General features: G+C 63.4%; 27 protein-coding genes. 15 read left to right on the forward strand and 12 right to left on the reverse strand.

Annotated elements, in window-relative coordinates:
* Positions 1-129: 129 nt before the first annotated feature.
* Complete coding sequence (locus IB272_RS31700; protein WP_034800075.1) at positions 130-816, reverse strand: GntR family transcriptional regulator; 687 nt, start codon at positions 814-816, stop codon at positions 130-132.
* A 204-nt stretch (positions 817-1,020) separates the two neighbouring features.
* On the opposite strand from IB272_RS31700, the gene IB272_RS31705 reads away from it, so the two are divergent.
* The 8 genes from IB272_RS31705 (at position 1,021) to IB272_RS31740 (ending at position 9,774) form a co-directional block, all read left to right on the forward strand.
* On the forward strand, positions 1,021-2,064 hold the full coding sequence (locus IB272_RS31705) for a 4-hydroxythreonine-4-phosphate dehydrogenase PdxA (RefSeq protein WP_060529556.1): 1,044 nt from the start codon (positions 1,021-1,023) through the stop codon (positions 2,062-2,064).
* Between the two features lie 75 nt (positions 2,065-2,139).
* Positions 2,140-3,126 carry a tripartite tricarboxylate transporter substrate binding protein gene (locus IB272_RS31710; RefSeq protein ID WP_192445745.1) on the forward strand — a complete coding sequence of 329 codons (987 nt, stop codon included), beginning with the start codon at positions 2,140-2,142 and terminating at the stop codon, positions 3,124-3,126.
* Positions 3,127-3,187: 61 nt separating this feature from the next.
* On the forward strand, positions 3,188-3,688 hold the full coding sequence (locus IB272_RS31715) for a tripartite tricarboxylate transporter TctB family protein (protein WP_060644769.1): 501 nt from the start codon (positions 3,188-3,190) through the stop codon (positions 3,686-3,688).
* Between the two features lie 137 nt (positions 3,689-3,825).
* Positions 3,826-5,364: a tripartite tricarboxylate transporter permease gene (locus IB272_RS31720; protein WP_060644770.1), complete on the forward strand. Its 1,539-nt coding sequence runs from the start codon at positions 3,826-3,828 to the stop codon at positions 5,362-5,364.
* 88 nt (positions 5,365-5,452) lie between these two features.
* Positions 5,453-6,391 carry a sugar phosphate isomerase/epimerase family protein gene (locus IB272_RS31725; protein ID WP_192445746.1) on the forward strand — a complete coding sequence of 313 codons (939 nt, stop codon included), beginning with the start codon at positions 5,453-5,455 and terminating at the stop codon, positions 6,389-6,391.
* Between the two features lie 13 nt (positions 6,392-6,404).
* On the forward strand, positions 6,405-8,123 hold the full coding sequence (locus IB272_RS31730; protein WP_060520519.1) for a dihydroxyacetone kinase family protein: 1,719 nt from the start codon (positions 6,405-6,407) through the stop codon (positions 8,121-8,123).
* Positions 8,124-8,464: 341 nt separating this feature from the next.
* Positions 8,465-8,989 (forward strand): DUF992 domain-containing protein, encoded by a 525-nt coding sequence (locus IB272_RS31735; protein WP_034800084.1) that lies wholly within the window; start codon positions 8,465-8,467, stop codon positions 8,987-8,989.
* A 188-nt stretch (positions 8,990-9,177) separates the two neighbouring features.
* A complete protein-coding gene (locus IB272_RS31740) occupies positions 9,178-9,774 on the forward strand; it encodes a DUF922 domain-containing Zn-dependent protease (RefSeq protein ID WP_244496919.1) in 597 nt (198 codons plus the stop codon).
* Between the two features lie 54 nt (positions 9,775-9,828).
* Here IB272_RS31740 and IB272_RS31745 read toward each other — a convergent pair whose 3' ends face one another.
* Genes IB272_RS31745 through IB272_RS31760 form a run of 4 tightly spaced genes read right to left on the reverse strand, consistent with a single transcriptional unit; the run spans position 9,829 to position 12,802 of the window.
* Positions 9,829-10,443 carry a DapH/DapD/GlmU-related protein gene (locus IB272_RS31745; protein WP_090301699.1) on the reverse strand — a complete coding sequence of 205 codons (615 nt, stop codon included), beginning with the start codon at positions 10,441-10,443 and terminating at the stop codon, positions 9,829-9,831.
* Positions 10,440-11,147 (reverse strand): phosphonate C-P lyase system protein PhnL, encoded by a 708-nt coding sequence (gene phnL, locus IB272_RS31750; protein ID WP_034800087.1) that lies wholly within the window; start codon positions 11,145-11,147, stop codon positions 10,440-10,442. Before phnL ends, IB272_RS31745 begins: the two co-directional genes overlap by 4 nt.
* 3 nt (positions 11,148-11,150) lie before the next feature.
* Positions 11,151-11,927 carry a phosphonate C-P lyase system protein PhnK gene (gene phnK / locus IB272_RS31755; protein ID WP_043623284.1) on the reverse strand — a complete coding sequence of 259 codons (777 nt, stop codon included), beginning with the start codon at positions 11,925-11,927 and terminating at the stop codon, positions 11,151-11,153.
* Entirely contained in the window at positions 11,924-12,802 is an 879-nt protein-coding gene (locus tag IB272_RS31760; RefSeq protein ID WP_034800089.1) for an alpha-D-ribose 1-methylphosphonate 5-phosphate C-P-lyase PhnJ, read from the reverse strand. The genes phnK and IB272_RS31760 overlap by 4 nt, the downstream gene beginning before the upstream one ends.
* 44 nt (positions 12,803-12,846) lie before the next feature.
* On the opposite strand from IB272_RS31760, the gene IB272_RS31765 reads away from it, so the two are divergent.
* Entirely contained in the window at positions 12,847-13,041 is a 195-nt protein-coding gene (locus tag IB272_RS31765) for a hypothetical protein (protein ID WP_029742725.1), read from the forward strand.
* Between the two features lie 26 nt (positions 13,042-13,067).
* On the opposite strand, the gene IB272_RS31770 is transcribed toward IB272_RS31765, so the two are convergent.
* From IB272_RS31770 to phnG, 3 genes are read right to left on the reverse strand one after another with little or no spacing between them, the layout of a single operon-like run.
* Positions 13,068-14,177, reverse strand: a complete 1,110-nt coding sequence (locus IB272_RS31770; protein ID WP_060529560.1) for a carbon-phosphorus lyase complex subunit PhnI — start codon at positions 14,175-14,177, stop codon at positions 13,068-13,070.
* 3 nt (positions 14,178-14,180) lie between these two features.
* Entirely contained in the window at positions 14,181-14,789 is a 609-nt protein-coding gene (phnH, locus tag IB272_RS31775) for a phosphonate C-P lyase system protein PhnH (RefSeq protein WP_060644774.1), read from the reverse strand.
* Entirely contained in the window at positions 14,789-15,256 is a 468-nt protein-coding gene (gene phnG, locus IB272_RS31780; RefSeq protein WP_090301696.1) for a phosphonate C-P lyase system protein PhnG, read from the reverse strand. The genes phnH and phnG overlap by 1 nt, the downstream gene beginning before the upstream one ends.
* 90 nt (positions 15,257-15,346) lie before the next feature.
* Here phnG and phnF point away from each other — a divergent pair, with 90 nt between their 5' ends.
* From phnF to IB272_RS31795, 3 genes are all read left to right on the forward strand, one after another.
* Positions 15,347-16,096: a phosphonate metabolism transcriptional regulator PhnF gene (gene phnF, locus IB272_RS31785; protein ID WP_029742729.1), complete on the forward strand. Its 750-nt coding sequence runs from the start codon at positions 15,347-15,349 to the stop codon at positions 16,094-16,096.
* Between the two features lie 169 nt (positions 16,097-16,265).
* Entirely contained in the window at positions 16,266-17,660 is a 1,395-nt protein-coding gene (locus IB272_RS31790) for a selenium-binding family protein (RefSeq protein ID WP_192445747.1), read from the forward strand.
* A 33-nt stretch (positions 17,661-17,693) separates the two neighbouring features.
* A complete protein-coding gene (locus IB272_RS31795) occupies positions 17,694-18,320 on the forward strand; it encodes a hypothetical protein (RefSeq protein WP_127890816.1) in 627 nt (208 codons plus the stop codon).
* 20 nt (positions 18,321-18,340) lie between these two features.
* Here the strand turns inward: IB272_RS31795 and IB272_RS31800 are convergent, their stop codons facing one another.
* Together IB272_RS31800 and IB272_RS31805 are read right to left on the reverse strand one after the other, a co-directional pair.
* Complete coding sequence (locus tag IB272_RS31800) at positions 18,341-19,033, reverse strand: glutathione S-transferase family protein (RefSeq protein WP_029742732.1); 693 nt, start codon at positions 19,031-19,033, stop codon at positions 18,341-18,343.
* 91 nt (positions 19,034-19,124) lie between these two features.
* Positions 19,125-19,715: a VOC family protein gene (locus tag IB272_RS31805; RefSeq protein WP_034800095.1), complete on the reverse strand. Its 591-nt coding sequence runs from the start codon at positions 19,713-19,715 to the stop codon at positions 19,125-19,127.
* Positions 19,716-20,002: 287 nt separating this feature from the next.
* Here IB272_RS31805 and IB272_RS31810 point away from each other — a divergent pair, with 287 nt between their 5' ends.
* Genes IB272_RS31810 through IB272_RS31820 form a run of 3 tightly spaced genes read left to right on the forward strand, consistent with a single transcriptional unit; the run spans position 20,003 to position 21,743 of the window.
* Positions 20,003-20,602: a hypothetical protein gene (locus IB272_RS31810; RefSeq protein ID WP_112976473.1), complete on the forward strand. Its 600-nt coding sequence runs from the start codon at positions 20,003-20,005 to the stop codon at positions 20,600-20,602.
* Positions 20,602-21,192, forward strand: coding sequence for a hypothetical protein (locus IB272_RS31815; protein ID WP_034800117.1), 591 nt, complete (start codon positions 20,602-20,604; stop codon positions 21,190-21,192). Before IB272_RS31810 ends, IB272_RS31815 begins: the two co-directional genes overlap by 1 nt.
* 11 nt (positions 21,193-21,203) lie before the next feature.
* A complete protein-coding gene (locus tag IB272_RS31820; protein ID WP_060583590.1) occupies positions 21,204-21,743 on the forward strand; it encodes a hypothetical protein in 540 nt (179 codons plus the stop codon).
* Here the strand turns inward: IB272_RS31820 and IB272_RS31825 are convergent.
* Both IB272_RS31825 and scpA read right to left on the reverse strand, forming a co-directional pair.
* Positions 21,724-22,986, reverse strand: a complete 1,263-nt coding sequence (locus tag IB272_RS31825; protein WP_192445748.1) for a hypothetical protein — start codon at positions 22,984-22,986, stop codon at positions 21,724-21,726. The genes IB272_RS31820 and IB272_RS31825 overlap by 20 nt on opposite strands.
* A gap of 80 nt (positions 22,987-23,066) precedes the next feature.
* Positions 23,067-25,205, reverse strand: coding sequence for a methylmalonyl-CoA mutase (gene scpA, locus IB272_RS31830; RefSeq protein WP_060644779.1), 2,139 nt, complete (start codon positions 25,203-25,205; stop codon positions 23,067-23,069).

Genomic DNA, 25,205 nt, shown 5'->3' on the forward strand with positions numbered 1-25,205 from the left:
AATATCGCGTGGCCAAAGCGGGCGGCGCGGGACATGCCGCGGCCGTTATCAACGCTAATGCGAAGTTCTGACGGAAGCCACGACCGGGTGAGCCAGCCTCGCTCACTTACGCCGAAGCTGGAGCGTCGCCTACACCGCGGCGCGCACCCGTTCCCAGGCATTCATGAGGTGCCGACCGAGAACTTCGGAAAGCCTTGCCTTGTCGCGGGCTTCGAGCGCGACGATCATCTCCTCATGCTCGGCAACGGCCGCTGCCCATTTTTCGGGCCCCTCGTGGCCGATGAAGCGAATGCGCTTCAGCCGCGTCTGCAAGATCGCATGCATATCCGCCAAGGCGGCGTTTGCCGCCAGTTGGGCGATGGCCGAATGGATCTGCTGATTGAGCTTGTAATACTGCAGCCGGTCACCGGCCTTGTAGCGCGAGACCATTTCGTCGTGGAGCGCGCGCACTTCGGCGATGCCGGCGTCGCTGGCGGCTTCACAGGCGAGCTTGCCGGCAAGCTCTTCCAGCGTCTGCAAGACCGTCAGCATGTCACGCACGTCCTTGGCGCTGAAACGCTTGACGACGGCGCCGCGGCTCGGAACGAGCTCCACCAGTCCTTCGCTCGCCAGATACTTGATGGCTTCGCGCAGCGGCGTGCGTGAGACGCCGAGCTGCTCGCCGAGTTGACCTTCATGCAGACGCGTGCCGGGCGAGAGATCACCCTCGATGATCATGTCGCGCAGATGCGTGACCAGCGTGTCGTGCAGCGCAGTGCGCCGGATCGGGCCGGGGCCGCCCTCGGGGCGTTTCTCCAGAGAGGTAATTTCGTTCATCGTTTCGCTTCTGCATCTGGCGACTGAAGTGTCGGCCGTCTGTTCCCGTTCGCGCCAATTGAATCAGCGCTGTCTCATTAAAGCATGGAGACGGCCCCCGATATCGTCAACAGAAAATGCTGCATACAGAATACAAAAGACTTGATGCAGAATTTTGAATAACGTATGACGGCTCTCGAAAGAATGAAGTGGAGGACATCTCTCATGACGACCAACGGTGTAGCCGCTAACGGCGCGCGTCCTGTCATCGCGCTCGCTATGGGCGATCCGGCCGGCATCAGCCCGGAGCTCACGGCAAAGCTGCTGGCGCTTTCCGATATTCGTGAGGCTGCCCACATCATCACGATCGGCGATCGTCGTATCCTCGATGAAGGCGCCCGCATTGCCGGCGTCACGCTCGACCTTGCATCCTCGACCCTGGAGGACCTCGACGCTGTCGGGACCGAGCGCCACGTGTTCGTCGACCTTGGCCATCTCGATCCGGCCGACGTCGTTCGCGGCGAGGCGACGCTTGCGGGCGGCACCTTTGCGACCCGCAACTTTCGCGTAGCGCTCGAGCTGGCGCATGCCGGCAAGGCGGAAGCAGTCTGCTTCACGCCCTTCAACAAGAAGGCGATGCGCTTTGCCTATCCGGGCTACGACGACGAGATCCGTTTCGTCTCCGACGTTCTCAACTTCACGGGCAAGGTCCGGGAATTCAACGTTCTCGAGAAGGTCTGGAACGCCCGCGTCACCTCGCACATTCCGATCAAGGAAGTGGCCGACAACCTGTCGGTCGAGGCGATCCTTGCCGAGCTCGAGCTGACCCAGAGCTGCCTCAAGGAAGCCGGTTACAGCGAGGCGAAGATTGCTGTTGCCGGGCTCAACCCGCACGCCGGAGACGGCGGCAGCTTCGGCATGGAAGAGATCGACATCATCGAGCCGGCCGTCGAAAAGGCCAAGGCGCGCGGCTTCAACGTCGACGGCCCGTTCCCGGCGGACACAGTCTTCGGCCGCGCCCTGAAGGAAGGCTACAACGCCGTAATGACCATGTACCACGACCAGGGCCAGATCGCGATGAAGCTGATCGGCTTCGACAAGGGCGTGACGATGATGGGCGGCCTGCCGTTCCCGCTCTGCACGCCGGCCCACGGCACGGCCTACGACATCGCCGGCAAGGGGATTGCCGACGTCGGCGCCAGCCGCGAAGCGCTGCTTCTGGCAGTGCGCATGGCGAAGAAAAAGGCGGCTCTCAAGGCTGCTGCCTGATTTCGCACGCTTTCAAGCAATAACGGCGCAGGAGGAGGTCTTGCGCCGCAGAACCACAAAAACGGGAGGACCCGCATGAAGAATACCGTCTCCATCGCATGCATCATGGCAGCCGTTTTCGGCGTTGCTGCTCCGGCCGCCGCTTTCGAGCCCGATCGTCCGGTTGAATTCGTCGTCACCGCCGGCCCCGGCGGCGGCACCGATATCTTCGCCCGCACGATCCAGGCGATCATCGGAAAGTACGAGCTGATGAAGGCTCCGGTCGTGGTCACCAACAAGGGCAGCGCCGGCGGCGCCGAAGGCTTCGTCTACACGGCGACCAACAAGGGCGACGCCTACAAGCTGGCATTCGGCACCAACAACGCCTACCTGCTGCCGGTCCGCGCCAAGGTTCCCTACAAGGCTGAAGACCTGACGCCGGTTGCGGCGCTTGCTTCCGACGAGTTCGTTCTCTGGGTCAACGGCAAGGCCTCCTACAACACCGCTGCCGACTTTGCCGCCAAGGCGAAGGAAGGCGGCCTCAAGATCGGCGGCAGCCAGTCGAAGGACGTCGACCAGATCCTGACCTCGATGATCAACGAGACGACCGGCTCGACGATCAACTACATCCCGTTCAAGAGCGGCGGCGAAGCGGCCGTTCAGCTCGCCGGCGAGCACCTCGATGCCAACGTCAACAACCCGAGCGAAAACCTTGGCCAGTGGCAGGCCGGAATGGTCAAGCCGCTTTGCGTCTTCAAGAGCGTCCAGCTTTCGAACGAAACCAAGGTTGCCGGCGACAAGGCCTGGAGCGACATCCCCACTTGCAAGGAATCGGGCATCGCCATCGACAACTACTCCATGCCGCGCACCGTCTGGCTGCCGGCCGGCGTTGACCAGGATGTGGTCAAGTTCTATGCGGACCTGATGCGTAAGGTTTCGGAAACGCCGGAATGGGCGAAGTACCTGGCCGACACGTCGCAGTCGCCCGCCTACATCGCCGGCGACGACTTCAAGGCCGCCATCGAAATGGATGGCGCTGCTGTCGGCGAAGTGCTGAAGCGCGAAGGTTGGCTCGCCAACTAACAGGCGACGATCGGGACGGGTGCCATCCGGCGCCCGTCATTCGCTTTGAAAGGTCACGATCATGAGCCAGAACGGTGCGAATGGGGTCTCCCGCTTCGCGGTTGAGCTTGGTGTTGCCGCACTGACCGGCGCCTTCGGTGCTGCGGTCTGCTACGGATCTCTCGATATCGGCGCGGGCTGGACGGAATTCGGTCCCGAAGCCGGCTATTTTCCCTTCTATGTCGGGCTTCTGATCCTTCTCGGAAGCGTCGCCAATGCGATCCACGCCTTCGTGAAACATCGCGGGTCCGGTGAAATCTTCATCGACGGTCACCGCGCCAAGGTGGTGGCATCGTTCCTGCTGCCGCTGGTTGTCTTTGCCGGCGTATCCGCCTGGCTCGGCCTTTATGTCGGGACGGCGCTCTATATCGCCGGAACCATGCTCTTCCAGGGGCGCTACAAATGGTGGATCGCGCTGCCGTCGGGCATCGCTGTTTCGCTGTTTTTCTTCATCGTATTCGAGTTCGGTTTCAAGGTTCCCCTGCTCAAGGGACCGATCGAGGCCTGGTTCGGGATCTATTGATCCCGACCGCTCAAGGGCATGTCGCGTAAGCGCGCACAGCGGTCTCGCGCTAACGACAAGCAAAAAAATCAAAGACTTAAAGCCCGGGGAGCGAGCCTCAAGGATCGTGACGTGCTTTAAGCCCCGGGAGGAATGACATGGAAAATATCGGTCTTCTGATCGATGGCTTCGGCCACATCCTCAGCTGGAACCATATCCTGCTGATGATGATCGGCGTCACGCTCGGCATTCTGGTCGGCGTGTTGCCCGGCCTTGGCGCGCCGAACGGCGTTTCGCTGCTCTTGCCACTGACTTTCTCGATGGACCCGATCTCCGCCATCATCCTGCTCTCCTGCATGTACTGGGGGGCGCTCTTCGGCGGATCGACCACATCGATCCTGTTCAACATTCCCGGCGAACCCTCGTCGGTGGCGACCACGTTCGACGGCTATCCGATGGCGAAAGCCGGGCAGGCGAGCCGAGCGCTGACGCTCGCCTTCGTATCCGCCGGCATCGGCGCGCTGGCCGGCGTCGTGATGATCACACTGCTTTCCGGCTGGGTCGCGAACTTCGCACTGCGTTTCTCGTCGCCGGAATATTTCGCGGTCTACTTCCTTGCGTTTGCAAGTTTCATCTCGATGGGCGCGCAATCGCCCTTCAAGACGCTCGTCTCGATGATGCTCGGCTTCGCGCTTGCTTCCGTCGGCATGGACACGATCTCCGGCGACCTGCGCCTGACCTTCGATATCCCGACGCTGATCAAGGGCGTCAGCTTCCTGATCGCGGTCATGGGTCTCTTCGGCATCGGTGAACTGCTGCTGACGACGGAAGAGGGCCTGCGCTTCGAAGGCATTAAGGCGCGCGTCAAGCTCGTCGAGATCGGTCGCACGCTGGTCGAGATCCCGCGCTACTGGTTCACGATCCTGCGCTCGACGATCATCGGCATCTGGATGGGCATCACGCCCGCTGGCCCGACCGCGGCTTCCTTCATGAGCTACGGCGTTGCCCGTCGCTCGGCCCGCGACAAGTCGAAGTTCGGCAAGGGCGACCCGCGCGGCGTCGTCGCACCCGAGACCGCCGACCACTCGGCCGGTACCTCGGCGCTGCTGCCGATGCTGGCGCTCGGCGTTCCCGGCTCGGCAACGGCGGCCGTCATGATGGGCGGCCTGATGATCTGGGGCCTGACCCCCGGCCCGATGCTTTTTACCGAGCGGCCGGACTTCGTCTGGGGCCTGATCGCGTCCATGTATCTCGGCAACGTCGTCGCCGTCTTCCTGGTGATCGCCACCGTGCCGCTCTACGCCTCGATCCTGCGCGTGCCTTTTGCGATCATCGGTCCGATCATCGTCGCCGTCATCTTCTCCGGCGCCTATCAGGTGGCAAACTCGGTCTCCGACATCTTCATGGTCATCGGCTTTGGCGTAATCGGCTACGTCTTCAAGAAGCTCGACTACCCGCTTGCGCCGCTGGTTCTGGCCATGGTGCTCGGCGACAAGGCTGAGGACGCCTTCCGCCAGTCGATGCTTCTTTCCGGCGGTACCCTGAACATCTTCTGGTCAAACCCGCTGGTTTCCTCTCTGATGGCGCTTGCTCTTGCCCTTCTGCTGTCGCCGCTTGTCTTCGGGCTGGTCGGCCTGGTCCGCAAGCGCAAGCAAGATGCGGCCACGCCGCATGGCGACGGCAGTGCGGCGGCTTGACGGAGCCGCCGCACCTCAAAACAAGCGCATCGGAAAAGCGCGGCGCGGTCTGCTTATAGACTGCGTCGCAAAATAAGTGAGGAAAACCATGGCGAACCCATCGCGCAAATGGACCCGTGAAACCTGGCCGATCGCGGCCGCGATGATCCAGTATCCGAACGTGCTAGCAGACGGCAGCTCCGTGCAGGATCAGTCGGTCGAGCAATGGGCCGAGACACTCGCCGATGTCGTCGACGCCGGCTTCACCGAGCTCGACCCGACCGACAGCTGGATCCGGCTCGCCGACCTCCCGGCCGCGCGGCGCGATGACTTCGTCAAGCTGACGCGTGACCTTGGCCTTTCCATGCCGGCGATCTCGACTTCGCGGCGTAGCGTCATTGATCTGGAGCATGGCGACGAATATCTCGCCTACGGACATCGGGTTATCGACACGGCTGCGGCCATCGGCGCCGGCTCCGTTTCCTTCGGCTTCTTCGGGCCTTTGACCGACGCGCAGAAGAAAGCGCTCTGGTTCTGGACCGTCGACGGCGTCAAGAACCCGGAAGACCCCGCGGTCTGGAGACAAGCGGTTCAGCGCATCCGCGAACTTGGTCGCCATGCCGAGGAACTCGGCATCGAGCTGGCGCTCGAGATGTACGAGGACACCTATATCGGCTCGGCCGACAGCGCCGTGCGCTTCGTTACCGATGTCGGCCTGCCGAACGTCGGCATCAATGCCGATCTCGGCAATCTCGTGCGCCTTCACCGCCCGGTCGAGCACTGGCAGCCGATGATGGCCAAGGTTGCACCCTTCGCCAAATACTGGCACGTCAAGAATTACTACCGCACCGAGGATGAGACCTCGGGGCTGGTGGTCACCCATCCGGCGCCGCTGGAATTCGGCGTTATCAACTATCGGGCGGCGATCCGTATGGCCTTGGCGCATGGCTTCGACAGCCCGTTTCTCTGCGAGCATTACGGTGGCGACGGGCTCTCCGTCAGCGCCGCCAACCGGGACTATCTGAGGCGCATTCTGCCTCGCGACTAAGGGAAGAGACGCGATGACCACAATCTTTGACGCACCGGAAGAATTTGCGACGACCGCGCTTGCCGGATTCAGCTCGATCTACGCGCGCAACGTCCGTCTCGTGAAGGGCGGCGTCGTGCGCTCGACCAAAGTGCCGAAGGGCAAGGTCGCCGTCGTCGTCGGCGGCGGCTCCGGCCACTACCCGGCCTTTGCCGGCTATGTTGGCCCGGGCATGGCGGATGCGGCCGTGGCCGGTGACGTCTTCGCCTCACCTTCGACTGCGGCCGTTGCCCGCGTCTGCCGGGTGGCTGATCAGGGCGGCGGCGTGCTGCTTGGCTTCGGCAACTATGCCGGCGACGTCTTGAACTTCGGCGTTGCCGCCGAGCGGCTGCGCGCCGAAGGCATCGACGTGCGGATCGTGCCGGTGACGGACGACGTGGCGAGCGCCTCTGCCGAAACCCCGGCCAAGCGCCGCGGCATCGCCGGCGACCTCGTGGTCTTCAAGGTTGCTGGAGCCGCTGCGGAAGCGGGCCTCAATCTCGACGAAGTTGAGCGCGTCACCCGTCTTGCCAACGACCGCACCGTCTCCTTCGGTGTGGCTTTCGGCGGCTGCACGCTTCCGGGCGCCAAGGGTCCGCTCTTCACCGTTCCAAAGGGCGAGATGGCCCTTGGTCTCGGCATCCACGGCGAGCCGGGTATCCGCGAAGAAAAGATGGTTTCGGCAACTGAGTTCGCGAAGCTGCTCGTCGGCAAACTGCTCGCCGAGCGGCCGGCGGATGTGCGCAAGGTCGCACCGCTTCTGAACGGCCTCGGCTCGACCAAGTATGAAGAACTCTTCGTGCTTTGGGTTGCGATCGAAAAGGAACTGAAGGCGGCTGGCCTGGAGATCGTCGATCCGGAATGCGGCGAATTCGTCACCAGCCTCGACATGCAGGGCTGCTCGCTGACGCTGATGTGGCTGAACGACGAGCTCGAGACCTACTGGCGCGCGGCTTGCGATGCGCCGGCCCTGCGCAAGGGAGCGATCATCGCCACCGAGCCCGCGACGGACACGCTCAAGGATGACGAGGACGCCATTTCCTTCGCAGCCGCTTCCGAGACCTCCCGTCAGAGCGGCGCGTGCATTGCGCGGCTGATCGGCGAAATGGCCGAGGCGCTGAAGCAGGCGGAAGACGAACTCGGTCGCATCGACGCCTTTGCCGGCGACGGCGACCACGGACAGGGCATGCGCCGCGGTTCGGCCGCGGCCAACGATGCCGCGAAGGCGGCGGTTGCAGCGGGTGCAGGCGCCGCCAGCGTTCTGGCGGTGGCGGGCGATGCCTGGGCGGACCGGGCCGGCGGCACGTCGGGCGCGATCTGGGGCCTGCTGTTGCGCGCCTGGAGCAATGCCTTCAACGATGATGCAGCCCCGACCGATGCCGCGATTGTCGACGGTGCCCGCCGTGCACTCGATGGCGTGACCCGCCTCGGCCGCGCCCGTGTCGGCGACAAGACCCTTGTCGATGCATTGGTGCCTTTCGTCGAGACCCTGGAGCGCGAGTTTGCCGCCGGAAAGCCGTTGATCGAGGCATGGCAGGCGGCGGCAAAGGCTGCGACCGAAGCGGCCGAAGCCACTTCGAGCCTGACGCCGAAGCTCGGCCGGGCACGGCCGCTTGCGGAAAAGAGCATCGGTCATCCGGACGCCGGCGCCGTTTCTCTGGCGCTGACGGCACGCGTTGCCGCCGGTGTCCTGGCGCAGGCCGCAAAGGCCTAAGAAACGATATCTCCTCCGATCGGGCGGCGCCGTCGCCCGATCGGAACCTCCCCCCGTGTAACCGCTGCATTGCCCCGCGCCAATCGGCGCCGCCGTCACACGCTGCCGCGCAAATCAGCTCCGCGGAATGCCCGGCCCCGGCCTTTCCGTGGCTTTTTCAACACAATCTGCAGTCATTGTTGGGGAAACCCGACCAATTTTATCGTCTGCTAAAAGCTTGCCACGGAATTGCCCGATCGCGGGCTATGGCTTTGGTTTCCTGCAGCGTGCGCTATGTGCTTGAGTTCGTGTGCCGCCGGTCAAATGACAATCATTTCTGACGTTCCGAGAAGGAGACAAGAATGAAAAAGAGTTTTGCCGTAAAGGTGTCCGCAGCGTCTCTGGTTCTCGCTGGCGCGATCGCCGCAAACGCAGCCGATCTCGCGACAGTTCAACCGCAGCCCGAGCCCGACACAAGCAACGGCGTCAAGATTGGTTACCTCGATTGCAACATCGCTGGCGGTGTCGGCTATGTGCTCGGCTCGGCCAAGGAAGTCGACTGCGTCTTCCGCTCGACCATGGGTGCTGAAGCCTCCGACCACTATTCCGGCGCCATCCGCAAGATGGGCGTCGATGTCGGCTTCACGACGCAGAGCCGCCTGATTTGGGCCGTGTTCGCACCGACCGCCGGCTACCACCGCGGTTCGCTCGGCGGTCTCTACCAGGGTGCAACGGCGGAAGCGACCGTCGGCGCCGGTATCGGTGCCAACATCCTCGTCGGCGGCACCTCCGGTTCGATCCACCTGCAGACGATCAGCGTGACCGGCCAGATCGGCCTGAACCTCGCGGCCACCGGCACGTCGATGACGCTGACGGCCGTCAACTAACGTCGTTTGGGCGGCCCGTTGCACCTCCCACAACGGGGCGTCAAAAGACCGGGTAAGACGCAAAGGCACCGCACGCTGGAGACGGCGCGCGGTGCCTTTGTTTTTTGGCCTGTTGCCATTGGCCGATTCGCGTTTAAGGAATGCGGCCAGGAATCGTGCGCCGACAGGGCGAACTTCGAGGGGTTGGATTGAACAAAAGCCTTTGCCTGGGCGTCGTTGCCCTTTGCCTTGCGTCTGAGCCGCGGTTCGCCTCTGCCGAATGGCAGCCGGTCGAAAAGGAAGCGCTCTACACAATCACCGGGCAGACGGGTGCCGAGCTCTACGCCTCGATCGGCGAACGGGGTCCGAAAGCCGGAATCGGCAGGGCGATCGCACACACCAACTTCAAGCTGACCTGGACGCGAAAATATGAAGAGCAAGGCGGTGCCTGCGTGCTGGCGGTGGCAAAGCCGAAACTGATCATCACCTACACCCTGCCGAAACCGGCAAGGCCGCTGCCTTCAGGCACGCGCGAAAACTGGGACATCTTCATCGACGGCGTGCGCAAGCACGAACTCGTGCACGGCGATTTCATCAAGGAGATGGTCCGCGCGATCGAGCAGGCGACGCTGGGCCTCACTGTTCCCGACGATCCGAAGTGCCGCAAGATCAGGACCGTCATGACCGAGCGCCTCGGCGCGCTCTCGCAGACGCAGCGCCAGCGCAGCCGCGACTTCGACCAGGTCGAGTTGACCGATGGCGGCAATATTCACCAGTTGATTCTGAAGTTGGTCAACGGGCCGTAACCGCCTCGTTCTCAGCTCGGAAAGGCGCCGAACCTCTGCCCGGCGCCGTATCACTCACGCATAACGCACCAAAAACTCTTCGGCCGTCAGCTCGCGGAAATCGTCGAGCGCGCGGCGCAGGCGCTGGTGGTCCCAGTCCCACCACGAGAGCGCGTCCATCCGCTCGCCGACGCCCTCGTTGAAACGGGCGCGGATGAGCTTGGCGGGCACGCCGCCGACGATGGTGTAGGGCTCGACGTTCTTCGAGACGACTGCGCCGGCGCCGATAACAGCACCGTTGCCGACAGTGACGCCCGGCAGGATGGTGGCGCCGTGGCCGATCCACACATCATGGCCGATCGTCACCCGGTTCGAGCGCCGCCAGGCGAAAAGGTCGTGGTCGAGTTCGGTATCGTCCCAATAGTTCGGCGCGCGATAGGTGAAGTGATGCAGCGTCGCCCGCCAGGTCGGGTGGTTGGTGGCGTTGATGCGCACGGCGGCTGCGATGTTGACGAACTTGCCGATCGTTGCGCACCAGATCGAGCCGTCCTGCATGATGTAGGAGTAGTCGCCGAACTCGACCTCGTCGAGCCTTGAGCGCTCCTGCACTTCGGTGTAGCGGCCGAGCGTCGAATTGTTGACGCTCGCCGTCGGGTGGATAAAGGGCTCCAGCCCGAGCTTCTGGCTCATGCGGCAGCCTTTCGCGGCGAGAAGGCCGAGACGTCGAGAATGCGATCGGCAACGGCGTCGCGCACTTCCTCGTCGTGGAAAATGCCGATCAGCGCGGTGCCCTTGGCCTTCTTCTCGGCGATCAGTTCGACGACAACCGCCCGGTTCTTCGCGTCGAGCGACGCGGTCGGCTCGTCGAGCAACAGGATCTTGTGGTCGGTGATGAAGCCGCGGGCGATGTTGACGCGTTGCTGTTCGCCGCCGGAGAAGGTCGCCGGTGGCAGGCTCCAGAGTTCGCGCGGCAGGTTCAGCTTGTTCAACAGTTCGGCCGCATGGGTGCGGGCCTCTTCGAGCGGCATGCCGCGGGCCTGCAGCGGCTCGGCGACGATGTCGAGGGAGGAGACGCGCGGCACCACCCGCAGGAACTGGCTGACATAGCCGAGCGTCGTGCGCCGGACTTCGAGCACCGTGCGCGGCTCGGCCGTTGCCAGATTGACCAGCTTGCCGTCGTGATCCATCAGGATCTGGCCTTCGTCGACGCCGTAATTGCCGTAGAGCATTTTCAGGATCGAGCTCTTGCCGACGCCGGAGGGGCCGCCGAGAACGACGCATTCGCCGGCCTTCACCGAGAAGGAGACGTTGGCGACGACCGGCCGGCGGATACCGTCACGCAGATGCATGGTGAAGCTTTTTGCGACTTCGGAAACAACAAGGGGCGTGGCCATGGTTTACACCTGCAGGATCGAGGAGACGAGGAGCTGGGTATAGGGCTCGCGCGGATCGTCGAGCACGCGGTCGGTCAGCCCCTGTTCGATGACCGCTCCATCCTTCATCACCATCATGCGGTGTGAAAGAAGGCGGGCGACGGCGAGATCGTGGGTGACGATGATGGCGGCAAGCCCGAGGTCATGCACGAGGCCGCGCACGAGATCGAGCAGGCGCGCCTGAACCGAGACGTCGAGGCCGCCGGTCGGCTCGTCCATGAAGACGAGGCGCGGGGAGGTGACGAGGTTGCGGGCGATCTGGAGGCGCTGACGCATGCCGCCCGAAAAGGCGCGCGGCTGGTCGTCGATGCGGTCGATGCCGATTTCCACCCGCTCCAGCCAGTCGCTGGCGGTGGCGCGGATGTTGCCGTAGTGGCGATCGCCGACGGCCATCAACCGCTCGCCGACATTGGCGCCGGCAGACACGGTCATGCGCAGGCCGTCGGCCGGGTTCTGGTGCACGAAGCCCCAGTCGGTACGCATCAGGAAGCGGCGCTCGGCCTCGCCCATGCGGGCGAGGTCACGGTACTGACCGTCGCGCATGTGGTACTCGACGATACCGGAGGTCGGCATCAGACGGGTCGAGAGGCACGACAGAAGTGTCGTCTTGCCCGAGCCGGATTCGCCGACGATGGCGAGCACTTCGCCCGCATAGAGCTCGAAGGAAACGTTGCGGCAGCCGATGCGGCTTCCGTAGAACTTCGAGACGTCGTTCACTTTCAGAAGCGGGAGCGTACTCATTCTGCGGCTTCCTTTCGGGCAAGCATGTGACCTGCATGGCCGCAGGCGCGGCGGTCTTCGCAATGATCGGTATCGGAGCAGACGAACATGCGTCCGCCCTTGTCGTCGAGGATCACCTCGTCGAGATAGACGTCCTCGGCGCCGCAGAGCGCGCAGGGCTTGTCGAAGCTCTGGATCTCGAAGGGATGGTCGTCGAAATCGAGGCTGACGACTTCGGTATAGGGCGGGACAGCGTAGATCCGCTTTTCGCGACCGGCGCCGAAGAGCTGCAGCGCTTCCGACATATGCATCTTCGGATTGTCGAACTTAGGCGTCGGCGACGGGTCCATCACGTAACGTCCCTCGACCTTGACCGGATAGGCGTAGGTCGTGGCGATATGGCCGTTGCGGGCGATGTCCTCATAGAGCTTCACATGCATCAGCCCGTATTCCTCGAGCGCATGCATCTTCCGCGTCTCGGTCTCGCGCGGCTCGAGGAAGCGCAAGGGTTCCGGGATCGGCACCTGGTAGACGAGCGTCTGTCCCTCCGAGAGTTTTTCCTCCGGAATGCGGTGGCGCGTCTGGATGATCGTCGCGTCTTTCGTCCGGGTGGTGACGGCAACGTCGGCGACCTTCTGGAAAAAGGCGCGGATGGAAACCGCGTTGGTTGTGTCGTCGGCGCCCTGGTCGATGACCTTCAAGACGTCCTGCGGACCGAGGATCGAGGCGGTGACCTGCACGCCGCCGGTACCCCAGCCGTAGGGCATCGGCATTTCGCGCGACGCAAATGGAACCTGGTAGCCGGGAATGGCGATCGCCTTCAGGATCGCGCGGCGGATCATGCGCTTGGTTTGTTCGTCCAGATAGGCGAAATTATAGGTAGCAAGGTCGTTCATCGCTGATTACCCTTGAGTGTGCCGACCGCTGATGAGGCCAGGATTTGAGCGAGATTTTCGTCTGGGTGATTGGGATCTTCGTGCTTTGTTCGGCGGTTGCCGGCCTGTTCGGCATTGCCCGCCGGCCGCAGCGCGGGCCGGAGAGCAGGGCGCGCAAGAACGACGGAGGTGGCGACGCCGGTGGTGTCTATGCCGGTGACGGCGGCGATTGTGGTGGCGGGGATGGCGGCGGCGATTGAACCGCTAGGGCTGGCGGCATGTCGCATCATTCTGCCGCCTCCCGTTGTACCTTCGGTGTTTCACCTGAATTCGCGGCCTCGTAATCGCGGCGCATGCGGCGCACGAGATCGAGTTCGGCCTGGAAGTCGACATAGTGCGGCAGCTTCAGGTGCTCGACGAAGCCGGTAGCCTGAACGTTGTCTGCATGCGAGATGACAAATTCCTGATCCTGGGCGGGTGCGACGATGTCCTCGCTGAACTCGTCAGTGCGTAGTGCCCGGTCGACCAGCGACATCGACATTGCTTTGCGTTCACTCTGGCCAAAGACGAGGCCGTAGCCGCGGGTGAATTGCGGCGGCTGCTTGGCCGAGCCCATGAACTGGTTGACCATCTGGCATTCGGTGACGCGGATCGCGCCGAGTGAGACGGCAAAGCCGAGTTCCGGCAGATCGAGTTCGACTTCCACTTCTCCGATGCGGACTTCGCCGACGAATGGGTGGGTGCGGCCGTAGCCGCGCTGGGTGGAGTAGGCGAGCGCCAAGAGGAAGCCTTCGTCGCCGCGGGCAAGCGCCTGCAGTCGCAGGTCCCGGGCCATCGGAAACTCCATCGGCTCGCGGGTAAGGTCGCCCATGACATGGCCCTCGGGCATCTGGCCATCACCCTCGATCAGGCCTTCGCCGTCGAGAATGTCGGAGACGCGCATCACATGCTCACCTGGCTCCTTGACCGCCGGTTCTTCGACCGCTTCGTCGGCGATCAGCGATGGGTCGAGCAGGCGGTGGGTGTAATCGAAGGTCGGGCCCAGAAGCTGTCCGCCGGGCAGGTCCTTGTAGGTCGCCGACACGCGGCGCTCGACCTTCATGTTGGCGGTATCGACCGGCTCGGAGTAGCCGAAGCGCGGCAACGTCGTGCGATAGGCGCGCAGGATGAAGATCGCCTCGATCATGTCGCCGCGCGCCTGGCGGACGGCAAGGGCTGCGAGCGCACGGTCATAGAGCGAGGCTTCTGCCATCACTCTATCGACCGCAAGGCCGAGCTGCTCGACCACCTGGTCGATGGTGATGGAGGGAAGGCTACGGTCGCCACGGCGGCGATCGGCGAGAAGGCGGTGGGCATTGGCAATGGCGGCTTCCCCGCCCTTGACGGCTACATACATGGCTCACGCCTCCTTGAGCGAAAGACGGGTGGTGCGCGGCAGGCAGATGAGCTTGTCGCTGGCCGTCAGCACGAGATCGACGCCGCGCGGAAAGATCGCGCGATTGGCGGTCCAGAATTCGAGGAAGACGTCGGGCAGCCCCTTCACCGCAATCTCCATCACGTCCTTGATGCCGGGGCCTTTGGCGGTCAGCGCAGGGCCGCCGCTCAGCGCTTCGACTTCGATGACGAGTGTCGTCGAGCGATCCGGATATTCCTGCGTGCCAAGCGAGAACTGGTCGAAGCCGGGGAAGGCGGCGCCCTTTTCGATGAAGGCAAAACGCGCGTCGGTCTTGCTGGTGGTGAGCGGAGCACCGGTGTGGAAAGCGATCCACTGCGGAACGGCCGATTTGGAAAGTGCCGTCGTCAGCCAGACGGGCGTGTCATGGTCGCACAAAGTCAGCGCTACGGCGCCTGCGGCGGTAACGAGCGGAGCCGGAGGCGTGCTCGTCGCTTCGAGGCGCTTGATCGTACCCGGACGGGCAAAGCCGTCCATCAGGTCGCGGAAGACGGACTGAGCGGCAAAGACTGGATCGGCAAAGGCGCCGGCGTAAATCTGCGATTGGCTGGCCATCAGTCGTCTCCCCGAACCATGGTGAAAAAGTCCACGCGGGTGGCCGCGGTTTCTTCCGCCTTGCGGCGTTCTTCCTGGGCAAGCCGGTCGGCCACGCGGCCAAGTAGGGCCTCGACCTTAGCCCTGTCGCCGTCACGCTGGGCAAGGGCGTCGAAGATGGCGGCAAGCCGGGCGCGTTCCTTGTCGGTTCCGAGCAACTGCCCGTGGCCGATTTCGCCGGTCGAAAGGCGGACGGTGGCGCGCGACACCGTAGCCTCGCCGAGATTGAAGGGATCGCCGCCGCCGCCGATGCGGCCGCGCACCATGACGAGGCCGGTCTCGGGGCCTCGGACCGGGTGAACCTCGGGCTGGTCTGCGAGCGCTTTCCAGGCGTCCTTGAGTTCGGCGAGCGTTGCCTGGGCGAGCAACCGCATGGCCTCCTTGCGCGCCGGGTCCGGCGGGCTTTCCTGCTTCACTTTCGCGTCCATCATTTTCACCTCAAATGTCTATTGATCTAGACAACTATACATCTTATACTTTTTCATAACGTCGGCAAATGACAGGCTTGTGACATGCCAATGCGAAAAGACACGGCAGCGCGAAAAGTGGTGGAGCGCCAGACCGGCGTCGCTCTCTGGCGGCAGATTGCCGACCGGATCCGCCTGGCAATCAGCAATGGCGACTATGACGCGACCGGCATGGTGCCGCCGGAAACGGTGCTTGCGGGCGAGTTCGGCGTCAACCGGCACACGGTCAGAAGCGCGCTGGCGGCGCTGGCCGAAGAAGGGCTGGTGCGTCCCGTCCAGGGGCGCGGCACGATGATCGAGCGCAAGGAGCGGGTGAGTTATCCGATTTCAAAGCGCACGCGCTTCTCGCAAGGTCTTGGCCACCAGGTGAAGGAAATTGGCTCGCGGCTGCTCGGCCACACGGAATTGCCGGCAAGGGGCGAAGTGGCGAGCGCGCTTGCCATCAGGCCCGGTGATCCGGTGATCGAACTCAGAACCGTCAGCAGCGGCGATGGTCGACCGCTCTCGGTATCCTCGAGCTACTATCCGGCGCATCGCTTCCCGCGCATGGCCGAAGAATTCGAACAGCTGCACTCCGTCACCAAGGCCTTCGCAGCCCACGGTCTGGATGATTATGTACGCGCCTCAACGGAGATCGTCGCCCGGCACGCTGACGCCGACGAGCTTGCGATGCTGAAGCTCTCGCCGGGCGCAATCGTGCTCGAAGCCCAGTCGATCAACGCCGATCTCGACGGCAAGCCGATCGAATATTCCCGTAGCCGCTTTGCCGCTGACCGGATGAAGCTGCGGATCGAGACTTGAGGCCGTCAGGCCGCCCCTGCCGGTCGCAATGACGTCTCGCTCAACCAGAAGCGTTCCGATCCCTGTCCGGAAATAAGGCAAAGGCCGTATTTCCGACGCGTTTTTGCCGCATGACCGGAGCCTGCATCAGCACCGCGCATTCGGGAATTCTCTAAGGGGGAGAATGGCAATGGCGACGTGGCGACCCGATCCTTCCTTCTATCCATCACCGCGCATGGCGGCCAAGGCTCCAAAGGAGACGCTCGCCTACGTGGCGGCTGTCGATCCGGACAGAAGAAGGCCGGACGCGATCGCCGTCGTCGATGTGGATCCGGCGTCGCAAAGCTATTCGCAGATCGTCGGGCAGGTCGAGATGCCGAATGTCGGGGACGAGTTGCACCATTTCGGCTGGAACGCCTGCTCCTCGTGCCTGTGCCCCAACGCACCGCATCCACATGTCGAGCGTCGCTACCTGGTGGTGCCGGGCCTGCGCTCCTCCCGTCTCCATATCATCGACACCAAGCCGGACCCCCGCAATCCGAAGATCGTGCGGGTGATCGAGCCCGCGGAAATCGCCGAGAAGGCGAATTATTCGCGGTTGCACACAACCCATTGCGGACCCGAAGGCATTTACGTCAACGCGCTTGCGGATCGAGACGGCAAGGCGCCCGGCGGCATTTTCCTGCTCGACCATCAGAGCTTCGATGTGCTCGGACAGTGGGAAATGGACCGTGGGCCGCAGAAGCTCGCCTACGATTTCTGGTGGCACCTCGGCCACGACACGATGATTACCAGCGAATGGGGCACGCCCGATACGTTCGAGAACGGGCTGGTGCCGGAGGTGCTGCTTGGTTCGAAATACGGCCGCCGCTTGCACTTCTGGGACCTGCACAAACGCAAGCACGTGCAGGAGATCGACTTCGGCGAGGAACACCAGCTCGTTTTCGAACTGCGCCCGGCCCACGATCCGACCAAGGCCTACGGCTTCGTCGGCTGCGTCATCAGCCTCAAGGACCTCTCGGCGTCGATCTGGACCTGGTATCGCGACGGCGACCGATGGGCCGTGAAGAAGGTGATCGAGATTCCGGCAGAACCGGCCGATCCGGATCTGTTGCCACCGGTGCTGAAAGGCTTCAGCGCGGTCGCTCCGCTCGTCACCGACATCGACCTGTCGATGGACGATCGCTTCCTTTACGTTTCCTGCTGGGGCACCGGCGACATGATCCAGTACGACGTGTCCGACCCCTTCGCACCGAAGGAAACGGGGCGGGTCAGGATCGGCGGCATCGTTTCGCGTGCGAGCCATCCGAAGGCGAAGAACGGTGCGCTCAACGGTGGGCCGCAGATGGTGGAAATCAGCCGCGACGGCAAGCGGGTCTATTTCACCAACTCGCTCTATGGCGCCATCGACCCGCAGTTCTATCCCGAAGGCATCGACGGTTGGATGGTCAAGCTCGATGTCGCCGATGGTGGCGGGATCGCCTTCGACGAAAACTTCTTCGTCGACTGGCCGAAGGGCCATCGACCGCATCAGGTTCGCCTCGAAGGCGGCGACTGCTCGTCCGATTCCTATTGTTATCCGTGAGGAGGGAGCCGCGGTGCAGCCGGGTCACGGCGAATGACGACGGTCTGGCCATGGCTCTCGCTTGCCGGCCTCGGCGCCTTTCACGGCCTCAACCCGGCAATGGGCTGGCTGTTTGCGGTTGCGCTCGGACTTCATCGCCAGAGCAGCCGGGTCGTATGGCTGTCCCTCGCACCGATCGCACTCGGCCACGCGATTTCCGTCGCCGCGGTGCTCGCGTTGGTCGCAGCATTCGGCTCGGTGCTGGATCCGAACACATTCAGGATCGCTGCGGCCGTGCTCATTCTGGGGGCCGCCGGGTACACCGCCATTTATGGGCATCGCCACCGCGTCCGGATCGGGATGCGGACCGGCATGGCGGGACTTGCGCTCTGGTCCTTCCTGATGGCGACGAGCCATGGGGCCGGCCTGATGCTGGTGCCGGCGGTGCTCAGTCTCTGTCTTGCAGGTCACGCCGGCGAACTGGCGATGGCAAGTTCGCTGCCGGTCTCGCTCGCCGCCGTCGCAGTGCATAGCATCGCAATGCTGACGGTGACCGCGGTGCTGGCGCTCGCCGTCTTCACCTGGTTCGACCTTGCGGTCCTGCGTTCCGCCTGGATCAATTTCGATCGCCTCTGGACGCTCGCCCTCGGAGCAACCGGCGTCGCACTCCTCATTCAATGATCCGCATCGCAGCCGCCAGGCTATTGCCGCTGCGATTTTACATAAGCGATATAGCCGCGGACATCGGCGGCGGGCTCGGCATAGGCGGCCCCGAGCGTTCTTTCGATGCTTGCCATGTAGGTCTTTGCCCAGTCCGGCAGGTCATAGTCGATCGCGGCCAGGAACTCGAGCGTTGCTGCGAGCCGGATATCGGCGATCGAGGGCTTGGCGCCACCGATGAACGGCTTGTCGCCAATGTAGAAAGCGCGGAATACGTCGAGCGGTTCGGCAAGGGCTGCAACCGCTGCCTTCCGGGCGATCTCCTTCGTCGCCGCATCGGCATCGCTGCAGCCGACTTCGCCCGCGTAGAGCGGAAAGTTCAGCGCCGGATAGGTTGCGCGGGCAAGGTAGGGATAGAAGGTGCCGATCAGGTAGAACATGGCGCTGTCGATCATCGCGCGTGCTTCGGGTTCCCTCGGGTAGAAGTCATCAAGCCCATGTTTGTTGCAAAGGTACTGCATGATCGCGCAGCTTTCCCAAAGCGCGCCCCTGGGCAGGTCCGCTGTCTCGATCATCGGTGTCAGATGCGACGGCGCTCGTGCCAGATATTCGGGCGAGCGCGTCTGGCCGTAGACATCGTTTTCACTGAAATCGAGCTTGGCTGCGCGCAGGAACACGCGCGCGGTCATGTTGTTGACGCTGGGCTTGATCACGTTGAGCTGGATTGCGGACATGGCATTCCTCCCGGTTGATCGTCGTTGAACTGGCGGCGGCTCGCCCGCGGCAGACACCGCCACTTGGCTACAGATCTCACCAAGTGCGACCCTATCGCGGTCCGTATGGGTTCTTCGGTTGGCGATCGAGCGACAGCGTCGGCCGAGAGCGTTCGTTCAGGGCTTCGATCGCATCGGCGAGATGGACCTCGGCGATGTTATAGTCGCCGCGTTCAGTCCTGATCCTATGCGCTTCCATCAGGACTTCGGCATGGCTGTGACCGGCCGGCGGCTCGAAGCGATAGGAGGCAAGTTCAACCAGCAGCCCAAGCGGATCTTCGAAGTAGATCGAATCCATGAAGCCGCGATCCTTGACGCCACTGTGGCGGATCTTTCGCTCGTCGAGCCGCTCCACCGCCTGGTTGAATGTCGCGCGCGAAACAGCAAAGGCGATGTGATGCACACAGCCCATGTCGGTCGGGGTGCGCTCGGGATCCGGCGTGCGGTTCTCGTCGGTGAAGACGGTGATCAGGCGGCCGTCGCCCGGATCGAAATAGAGGTGGCTTTCGCTCGCCCGGTCGAGGTTCGGTTGCTCGAAAATGAAGGGCATGCCGAGCAGCCCCTCCCAGAAATCGATCGACGTCTGACGGTCCGCCCCGACAAGCGTGATGTGGTGAACGCCTTGCGATTGCAGTTTGCGCATAGCCGGCCTCCTGGGTTCGGCGGAGAATGTGGGCCGAATGGCTCCTGGCACCGCTTTCCACCGCATGCAATTGTCGCCCGTCGCGGGCAGAAGGCAAGCGCCAATCACGGGTGGGTTGGCGGGCGGCAAACGTGTTGTGGCTGGGCAATGCACAGCTTTTAGCCCACCCGACCTTCGTTCTGAGGTTGTGCCTGCCGAAGAAACCGTTTCCGACACGCGTGTTTTGATTTCCTCGGCAAACTTTCCTATCTTCCGGTTGCAGTATCCGCAGGGTGGATGGAGGACAGATGCCGGTCATGCGGCGGTCGAAGATCAGGCAGCGCCTGCTGATCATGCTTGTCACCGGTATCGGCGGCATGGCGGCGGCTGCGATTTCCTTTGCTTCGGCGGTTTATGATGCAGCCAATCCGGTTCCTGTTCCGGTCATAGGTAAAGACCAGGTCGTCGACACGGGCCGTTGGCGGGTGACCATCAATGGCGCCCATATGTCGTCTCTGCCGCCAACCGGCACCAAACCGTTCGAGCCAAAGAGGTTCCTCCTTGTGGATCTCGAACTCGACAACCGGTCCGTGGCCAGCAGCAACGTCTTCATGAACCTGATCACGATCAAGGATGACGTCGCTTTGCTGCAGCCCAAGCCCACCTATTACCTGGCGAGGGACAAGTGGATCGCCAGTGCGATCAATCCGAACATGCCGGAAAAACTGGTCGCGGCCTGGGAGTGGCCGGCGGACCGCCCGGAACCGCAAACGCTTTCGCTGGCGATCGGCAAACAGATCTACAAGCCACGTGACAATCTCTACGGCGCGCCGAATTGGTTCGATGACGGCGAGGCCGCGGTCGTCGAGTTGCCGGTGACGCAAGCTGTGGAGACGACGGAGCAATGATGTCGGCTTTCCGTACGCTGCTGCTTTGCGGCCTTGCAATCGCCGCGCTCTATGGGATGCGAAACAGTACCCCCGGCTACGGCGACATCACCGCGCCGATCGCCATTCGCGGTGCTGTCGGCGAGCGGGTGGAGACGCGCGACTTCGCTTTCGGCGCAGCCAATGTGCATCTGGCACGACAGCTCAAGGTCGAAAGTTTTGGACGGGTCAAGGACTTCTCCACATCCGGCATCTGGCTGGTCATCGAGGGCGCGGCCGTTTCCAAGACGGAAACGATGACGTTGATGTCTGCGGAATGGCTGGCGAGCAATGGTGTGCGCTACGCGTTGAGCCAGCGGTTCTCGACCGTACCGGGCTATCTGCCGACGGAGCGGCTCGAACCCGGCCTGCCAAGGCCGGTGCTTCTTGCCTTCGAGCTTCCCGAGGCGGCCGTCGACCAGGGCACGCTGCTCGTTGCACGCAGTCGTGTGTCGCCGCTCGCCGAGGAGCTGTCGATTGCGCTCGGCGACAAGAAGCCGGCCGAGATCAAGCCGTCTGTCACCATTGCGCGCAGCGGCAGCAGGGCGCCCTGGACACTGGCCGCGCACTGAGGGAGGTAGTCATGAGCGAGAAACGCACCTTCTGGACCTGCCTGCTCGCGTTGATCGTCGCGCTGCCGCTCGCCTTCGTCGCCCGCGCATGGGAAAGCCTTGGTGAGAGCCAATGGCTCGCCGGCGGTAGCCCGGAAGTCGTCGTTGCGGATGGAGCGGCGCAGGCCTTCGCCGGCGGGCAATGGAAGCTTATGGATATGCGACGCCTGCCGCGCACCGACGACGCACGCGTCATTCTTACCGAATTCGAGGCATCGCCGACCGATCTCGCCGCTTTGTCGAAGGGCGCCTGCCGCGTTCGACTGATCGACGACAAAGGGCGCCGCTTCGAACCGGTCACCCTGACCGAGCCGATCGTGCGAGAGATGTATCCGGAGGTGGCCGAGCGTCCGCGCTGCAGTGTCCTGGCCTTTACGGATGCCAAGGCCGGCAGCCCCGTCCGCATGGCCGAGAGCTTCATCGTTCCGGCGGAGGCGCGGGACCTTTCGCTGCGGATCGAATTTCCCGGCGCCAGTGACGAGACGCTGGTGTTCAAGTGGACGCGTAGTTGATCTCGACTTTCTCGGCCTGACGGGAAACGGCGTGTTCGAGCATCGCCGCCAGCAGGGTGATGCGCAGGGCATCGAGCACGATGCCGCCGTTGAGATCGCTGGGGCTGCCGATGAAAAGGCTCACGGCATCGAAAACGAGCCGCCAGCTCGCAAGATCTGCCACGTCCAGCGTCCGTGTTGCCGCGTACCAGGTCCAGGCGCCGAGCCAGGCAATGGCATTGTAGGCGATGATAAAGGCGAAAAGTGCCGCCAGCCCCGAGCCGAGCGTCAGCTTCAGGCAGGTCCAGATCGGCGCATAGCGGGAGCGATAATCGCTGATGAAGTGGTCGAGAAAATCGGCGACCCATTTGCGCAGCGTGCGGGCGCGGCGCGGCTTTGGCGATGTCGGCCGGGTGCGCGGTGTTGCGCTCGAAAGCTCGTAGCCGTTGATGATGGCCGCCATGACCTGCCAGACGACCGGAAGGAGCGCATAGAAGAACAGGCCTGTGGCCTGGCTATCCCAGTCAGGTTTTCTCAATTCCACCGGCACGAAGGTCTCGGCGGCATGCGCAATGCCGGCGAAGGCGAAGCCGTTCATGCTCAGAAGCTTGCCGGCGCCTAGCCAGGTGATCACCTGGTCCTTCCAGACCGACAGGCCGTAGAGACCGATGAAAATCCAGCTTGCATCTGCGGCTACAATCAGAAGACGCCAGACGGGCGCTTCGCTCAGCTTGCTCATGCGTTTTGCGCCCCAGCGTACAAGCCAGCAGAGCGCGATCGACACGAGAACGCCGCGCGACCCCAGAATATCAAAGAAGTTGGCTTTTTCGCCGAAAGCGACGGCAGCAAGAGCTGATCGCGAATATTCGCGCACGGTATCGCCGAGAAAACCCCAGGCGGCGTAGTAGGCAAAGAACGGCAGCAGGGCGGCGGCGGTGACGGCGAGCAGCCTGCGCTCGGCCTTCGGCACCTTGCTCTCGACAGGCGCCGCAGCCGGTTGCTGCCGGAGCGCTTCGAGCGCCGGCAAGCCCGGGCGAAGGACCATGAACATCAGCACGATGACGACGAGCTTCGCCAACACGACGAGGGAGAGCGTGACCATGCCGCCGAGCGGATGCTGCATCCCGATCCAGACGGCTGCCCGCATCAGGAGATCGTGCACAATGGCGCCGCAGGCGCCGATCAGCAGGAGCTGCGGCCAGAAGCGGGCGAGAAGGCGCGCCATCAGGGCAAAGGGTCCGAACACTTCGGCGATCGTCGTCATGCCGACACCATAGTTGCGTCGGCCGGTAACGACAACCGCTCGGGCGGGCGGAGAGACAATGTCCTCCGCGTCGCCCGGCGTCAGATGTTGCGGCGCTTGCCCTCGATCAGGTCGAGCACCGCGCGTGCCGCATCGAGCACGTTGGTGCCGGGGCCGAAGACCGCCGACACGCCGTTCTCCATGAGATAGTCATAGTCCTGGCGCGGGATGACACCCCCACAGATGACGATGACATCCTCGCCGCCACGCTTTTTCAGCGCTTCGGCCAATTGCGGCATCAGCGTCTTATGGCCGGCTGCGAGCGAAGAGACGCCAATGACATTGACCTTGCTCGCAAGCGCCATGTCCGCCGCTTCCTCCGGTGTCTGGAACAACGGGCCGGCAAGCACGTCGAAGCCGATGTCGCCAAAGGCCGACGCGATCACCTTGGCGCCCCGGTCGTGGCCGTCCTGGCCGAGCTTGGCGACCATGATTTTCGGTTTGCGGCCGAGTTTCGCCGAAACCTCGTCGAGGCGGCCGGAGAGCACCTCGAGTTCAGGCTCGCCCTCATAGGCCTTGCCATAGATCTTGCTGACGACCTTGGGCGTTGCGGCATGGTCACCAAAGGTGCCGCGCATCGCATCGGAGATTTCGCCGACGGTCGCGCGCGCCCGCGCCGCTTCGACGGCGGCCGCCAAGAGGTTGCCTTCGCCGGTCGAGGCGACCTTTGAAACCGCGGCCAGGGTCTCTTTCACCTTTGCGCTGTCGCGCCGCCGCTTCGTCTCCTCGATGCGACGGATCTGCGCGGCGCGCACGGCGCTGTTGTCAATTTCCAGGATGTCGATCGGCTCCTCGTTGTCGAGCCGGTACTTGTTGACGCCGACGATGATTTCCTCGCCCTTGTCGACCGCGGCCTGGCGGCGGGTCGCGGCCTCTTCGATCAGTCGCTTCGGCAGGCCGGCGTTGACCGCACGGGTCATGCCGCCCATCGCCTCGACCTCTTCGATCAGCGCCCAGGCCTTTTCCGCGAGTTCATTGGTCAGGCTCTCGACATAGTAGGAGCCGGCAAGCGGATCGACGACCTTGGTGACACCGGTCTCGTGCTGCAGGATCAGCTGCGTGTTGCGGGCGATGCGCGCTGAAAACTCCGTCGGCAGTGCGATCGCCTCGTCGAAGGAGTTGGTGTGCAGCGATTGCGTGCCGCCAAGGGCGGCCGACATCGCCTCGAAAGCGGTGCGGATGATGTTGTTATAGGGATCCTGCTCCTGCAGCGAGACGCCCGAGGTCTGGCAATGGGTACGCAGCATCAGCGAAGACGGCTTCTTCGGCTCGAACTCCTTCATGATCCGGGTCCAGAGCAGCCGCGCCGCCCGAAGCTTCGCCGCTTCCATAAAGAAATTCATGCCGATGGCGAAGAAGAACGAAAGCCTCCCGGCGAACTCGTCGACGTTCAGCCCCTTGGCAAGGGCAGCCCGCACATATTCGCGCCCGTCGGCGAGCGTGAAGGCAAGCTCCTGCACCAGCGTCGCGCCGGCTTCCTGCATGTGGTAGCCGGAAATCGAGATCGAATTGAACTTCGGCATCTCCTTCGCCGTATACTCGATGATATCCGCGACGATGCGCATCGAGGGTTCCGGCGGGTAGATGTAGGTGTTGCGGACCATGAACTCCTTGAGGATGTCGTTCTGGATGGTCCCCGAGAGCTTGTCGCGCGAAACGCCCTGTTCCTCGCCGGCGACGATGAAGGAGGCGAGGATCGGAATGACCGCGCCGTTCATGGTCATCGAGACGGACATCTCGTCGAGCGGGATGCCGTCGAACAGGATTTTCATGTCCTCGACCGAGTCGATCGCAACCCCTGCCTTGCCGACATCGCCTTCGACGCGCGGATGATCGCTGTCGTAGCCCCGATGGGTCGCAAGGTCGAAGGCGACGGAAAGGCCCTTTTGTCCGGCCGCGAGATTCTTCCGATAGAAGGCGTTCGAAGCTTCGGCCGTGGAAAATCCGGCATATTGGCGGATCGTCCAGGGACGCCCGGCATACATGGTCGCGCGCGGACCACGCACGAAAGGCTCGAAGCCCGGCAGCGAATCCAAATGATCGATGCCGTCGAGGTCGCCGGCCGTATAGAGCGGCTTCACCGCAATGCCCTCGGGCGTCTGCCAGGTGAGGCTTTCCGGCGCTGCCTTCAGTTCACGCTCGGCGAGCGTTTCCCAGTCCTTGGTGGTCTTTTCGGTCAT

The sequence above is a fragment of the Ensifer sp. ENS08 genome (assembly GCF_014852195.1).
Classification (GTDB): Bacteria; Pseudomonadota; Alphaproteobacteria; order Rhizobiales; family Rhizobiaceae; genus Ensifer; species Ensifer adhaerens.

Bases quoted from the DNA above. Each gene is read 5' to 3' on its own strand.
- IB272_RS31700 (WP_034800075.1), bottom strand. From the start codon at position 816: ATGAACGAAATTACCTCTCTGGAGAAACGCCCCGAGGGCGGCCCCGGC.
- IB272_RS31705 (WP_060529556.1), top strand. From the start codon at position 1,021: ATGACGACCAACGGTGTAGCCGCTAACGGCGCGCGTCCTGTCATCGCG.
- IB272_RS31710 (WP_192445745.1), top strand. From the start codon at position 2,140: ATGAAGAATACCGTCTCCATCGCATGCATCATGGCAGCCGTTTTCGGC.
- IB272_RS31715 (WP_060644769.1), top strand. From the start codon at position 3,188: ATGAGCCAGAACGGTGCGAATGGGGTCTCCCGCTTCGCGGTTGAGCTT.
- IB272_RS31720 (WP_060644770.1), top strand. From the start codon at position 3,826: ATGGAAAATATCGGTCTTCTGATCGATGGCTTCGGCCACATCCTCAGC.
- IB272_RS31725 (WP_192445746.1), top strand. From the start codon at position 5,453: ATGGCGAACCCATCGCGCAAATGGACCCGTGAAACCTGGCCGATCGCG.
- IB272_RS31730 (WP_060520519.1), top strand. From the start codon at position 6,405: ATGACCACAATCTTTGACGCACCGGAAGAATTTGCGACGACCGCGCTT.
- IB272_RS31735 (WP_034800084.1), top strand. From the start codon at position 8,465: ATGAAAAAGAGTTTTGCCGTAAAGGTGTCCGCAGCGTCTCTGGTTCTC.
- IB272_RS31745 (WP_090301699.1), bottom strand. From the start codon at position 10,443: ATGAGCCAGAAGCTCGGGCTGGAGCCCTTTATCCACCCGACGGCGAGC.
- phnL (WP_034800087.1), bottom strand. From the start codon at position 11,147: ATGGCCACGCCCCTTGTTGTTTCCGAAGTCGCAAAAAGCTTCACCATG.
- phnK (WP_043623284.1), bottom strand. From the start codon at position 11,927: ATGAGTACGCTCCCGCTTCTGAAAGTGAACGACGTCTCGAAGTTCTAC.
- IB272_RS31760 (WP_034800089.1), bottom strand. From the start codon at position 12,802: ATGAACGACCTTGCTACCTATAATTTCGCCTATCTGGACGAACAAACC.
- IB272_RS31770 (WP_060529560.1), bottom strand. From the start codon at position 14,177: ATGTATGTAGCCGTCAAGGGCGGGGAAGCCGCCATTGCCAATGCCCAC.
- phnH (WP_060644774.1), bottom strand. From the start codon at position 14,789: ATGGCCAGCCAATCGCAGATTTACGCCGGCGCCTTTGCCGATCCAGTC.
- phnG (WP_090301696.1), bottom strand. From the start codon at position 15,256: ATGGACGCGAAAGTGAAGCAGGAAAGCCCGCCGGACCCGGCGCGCAAG.
- phnF (WP_029742729.1), top strand. From the start codon at position 15,347: ATGCGAAAAGACACGGCAGCGCGAAAAGTGGTGGAGCGCCAGACCGGC.
- IB272_RS31790 (WP_192445747.1), top strand. From the start codon at position 16,266: ATGGCGACGTGGCGACCCGATCCTTCCTTCTATCCATCACCGCGCATG.
- IB272_RS31795 (WP_127890816.1), top strand. From the start codon at position 17,694: ATGACGACGGTCTGGCCATGGCTCTCGCTTGCCGGCCTCGGCGCCTTT.
- IB272_RS31800 (WP_029742732.1), bottom strand. From the start codon at position 19,033: ATGTCCGCAATCCAGCTCAACGTGATCAAGCCCAGCGTCAACAACATG.
- IB272_RS31805 (WP_034800095.1), bottom strand. From the start codon at position 19,715: ATGCGCAAACTGCAATCGCAAGGCGTTCACCACATCACGCTTGTCGGG.
- IB272_RS31810 (WP_112976473.1), top strand. From the start codon at position 20,003: ATGCCGGTCATGCGGCGGTCGAAGATCAGGCAGCGCCTGCTGATCATG.
- IB272_RS31815 (WP_034800117.1), top strand. From the start codon at position 20,602: ATGTCGGCTTTCCGTACGCTGCTGCTTTGCGGCCTTGCAATCGCCGCG.
- IB272_RS31820 (WP_060583590.1), top strand. From the start codon at position 21,204: ATGAGCGAGAAACGCACCTTCTGGACCTGCCTGCTCGCGTTGATCGTC.
- IB272_RS31825 (WP_192445748.1), bottom strand. From the start codon at position 22,986: ATGACGACGATCGCCGAAGTGTTCGGACCCTTTGCCCTGATGGCGCGC.
- scpA (WP_060644779.1), bottom strand. From the start codon at position 25,205: ATGACCGAAAAGACCACCAAGGACTGGGAAACGCTCGCCGAGCGTGAA.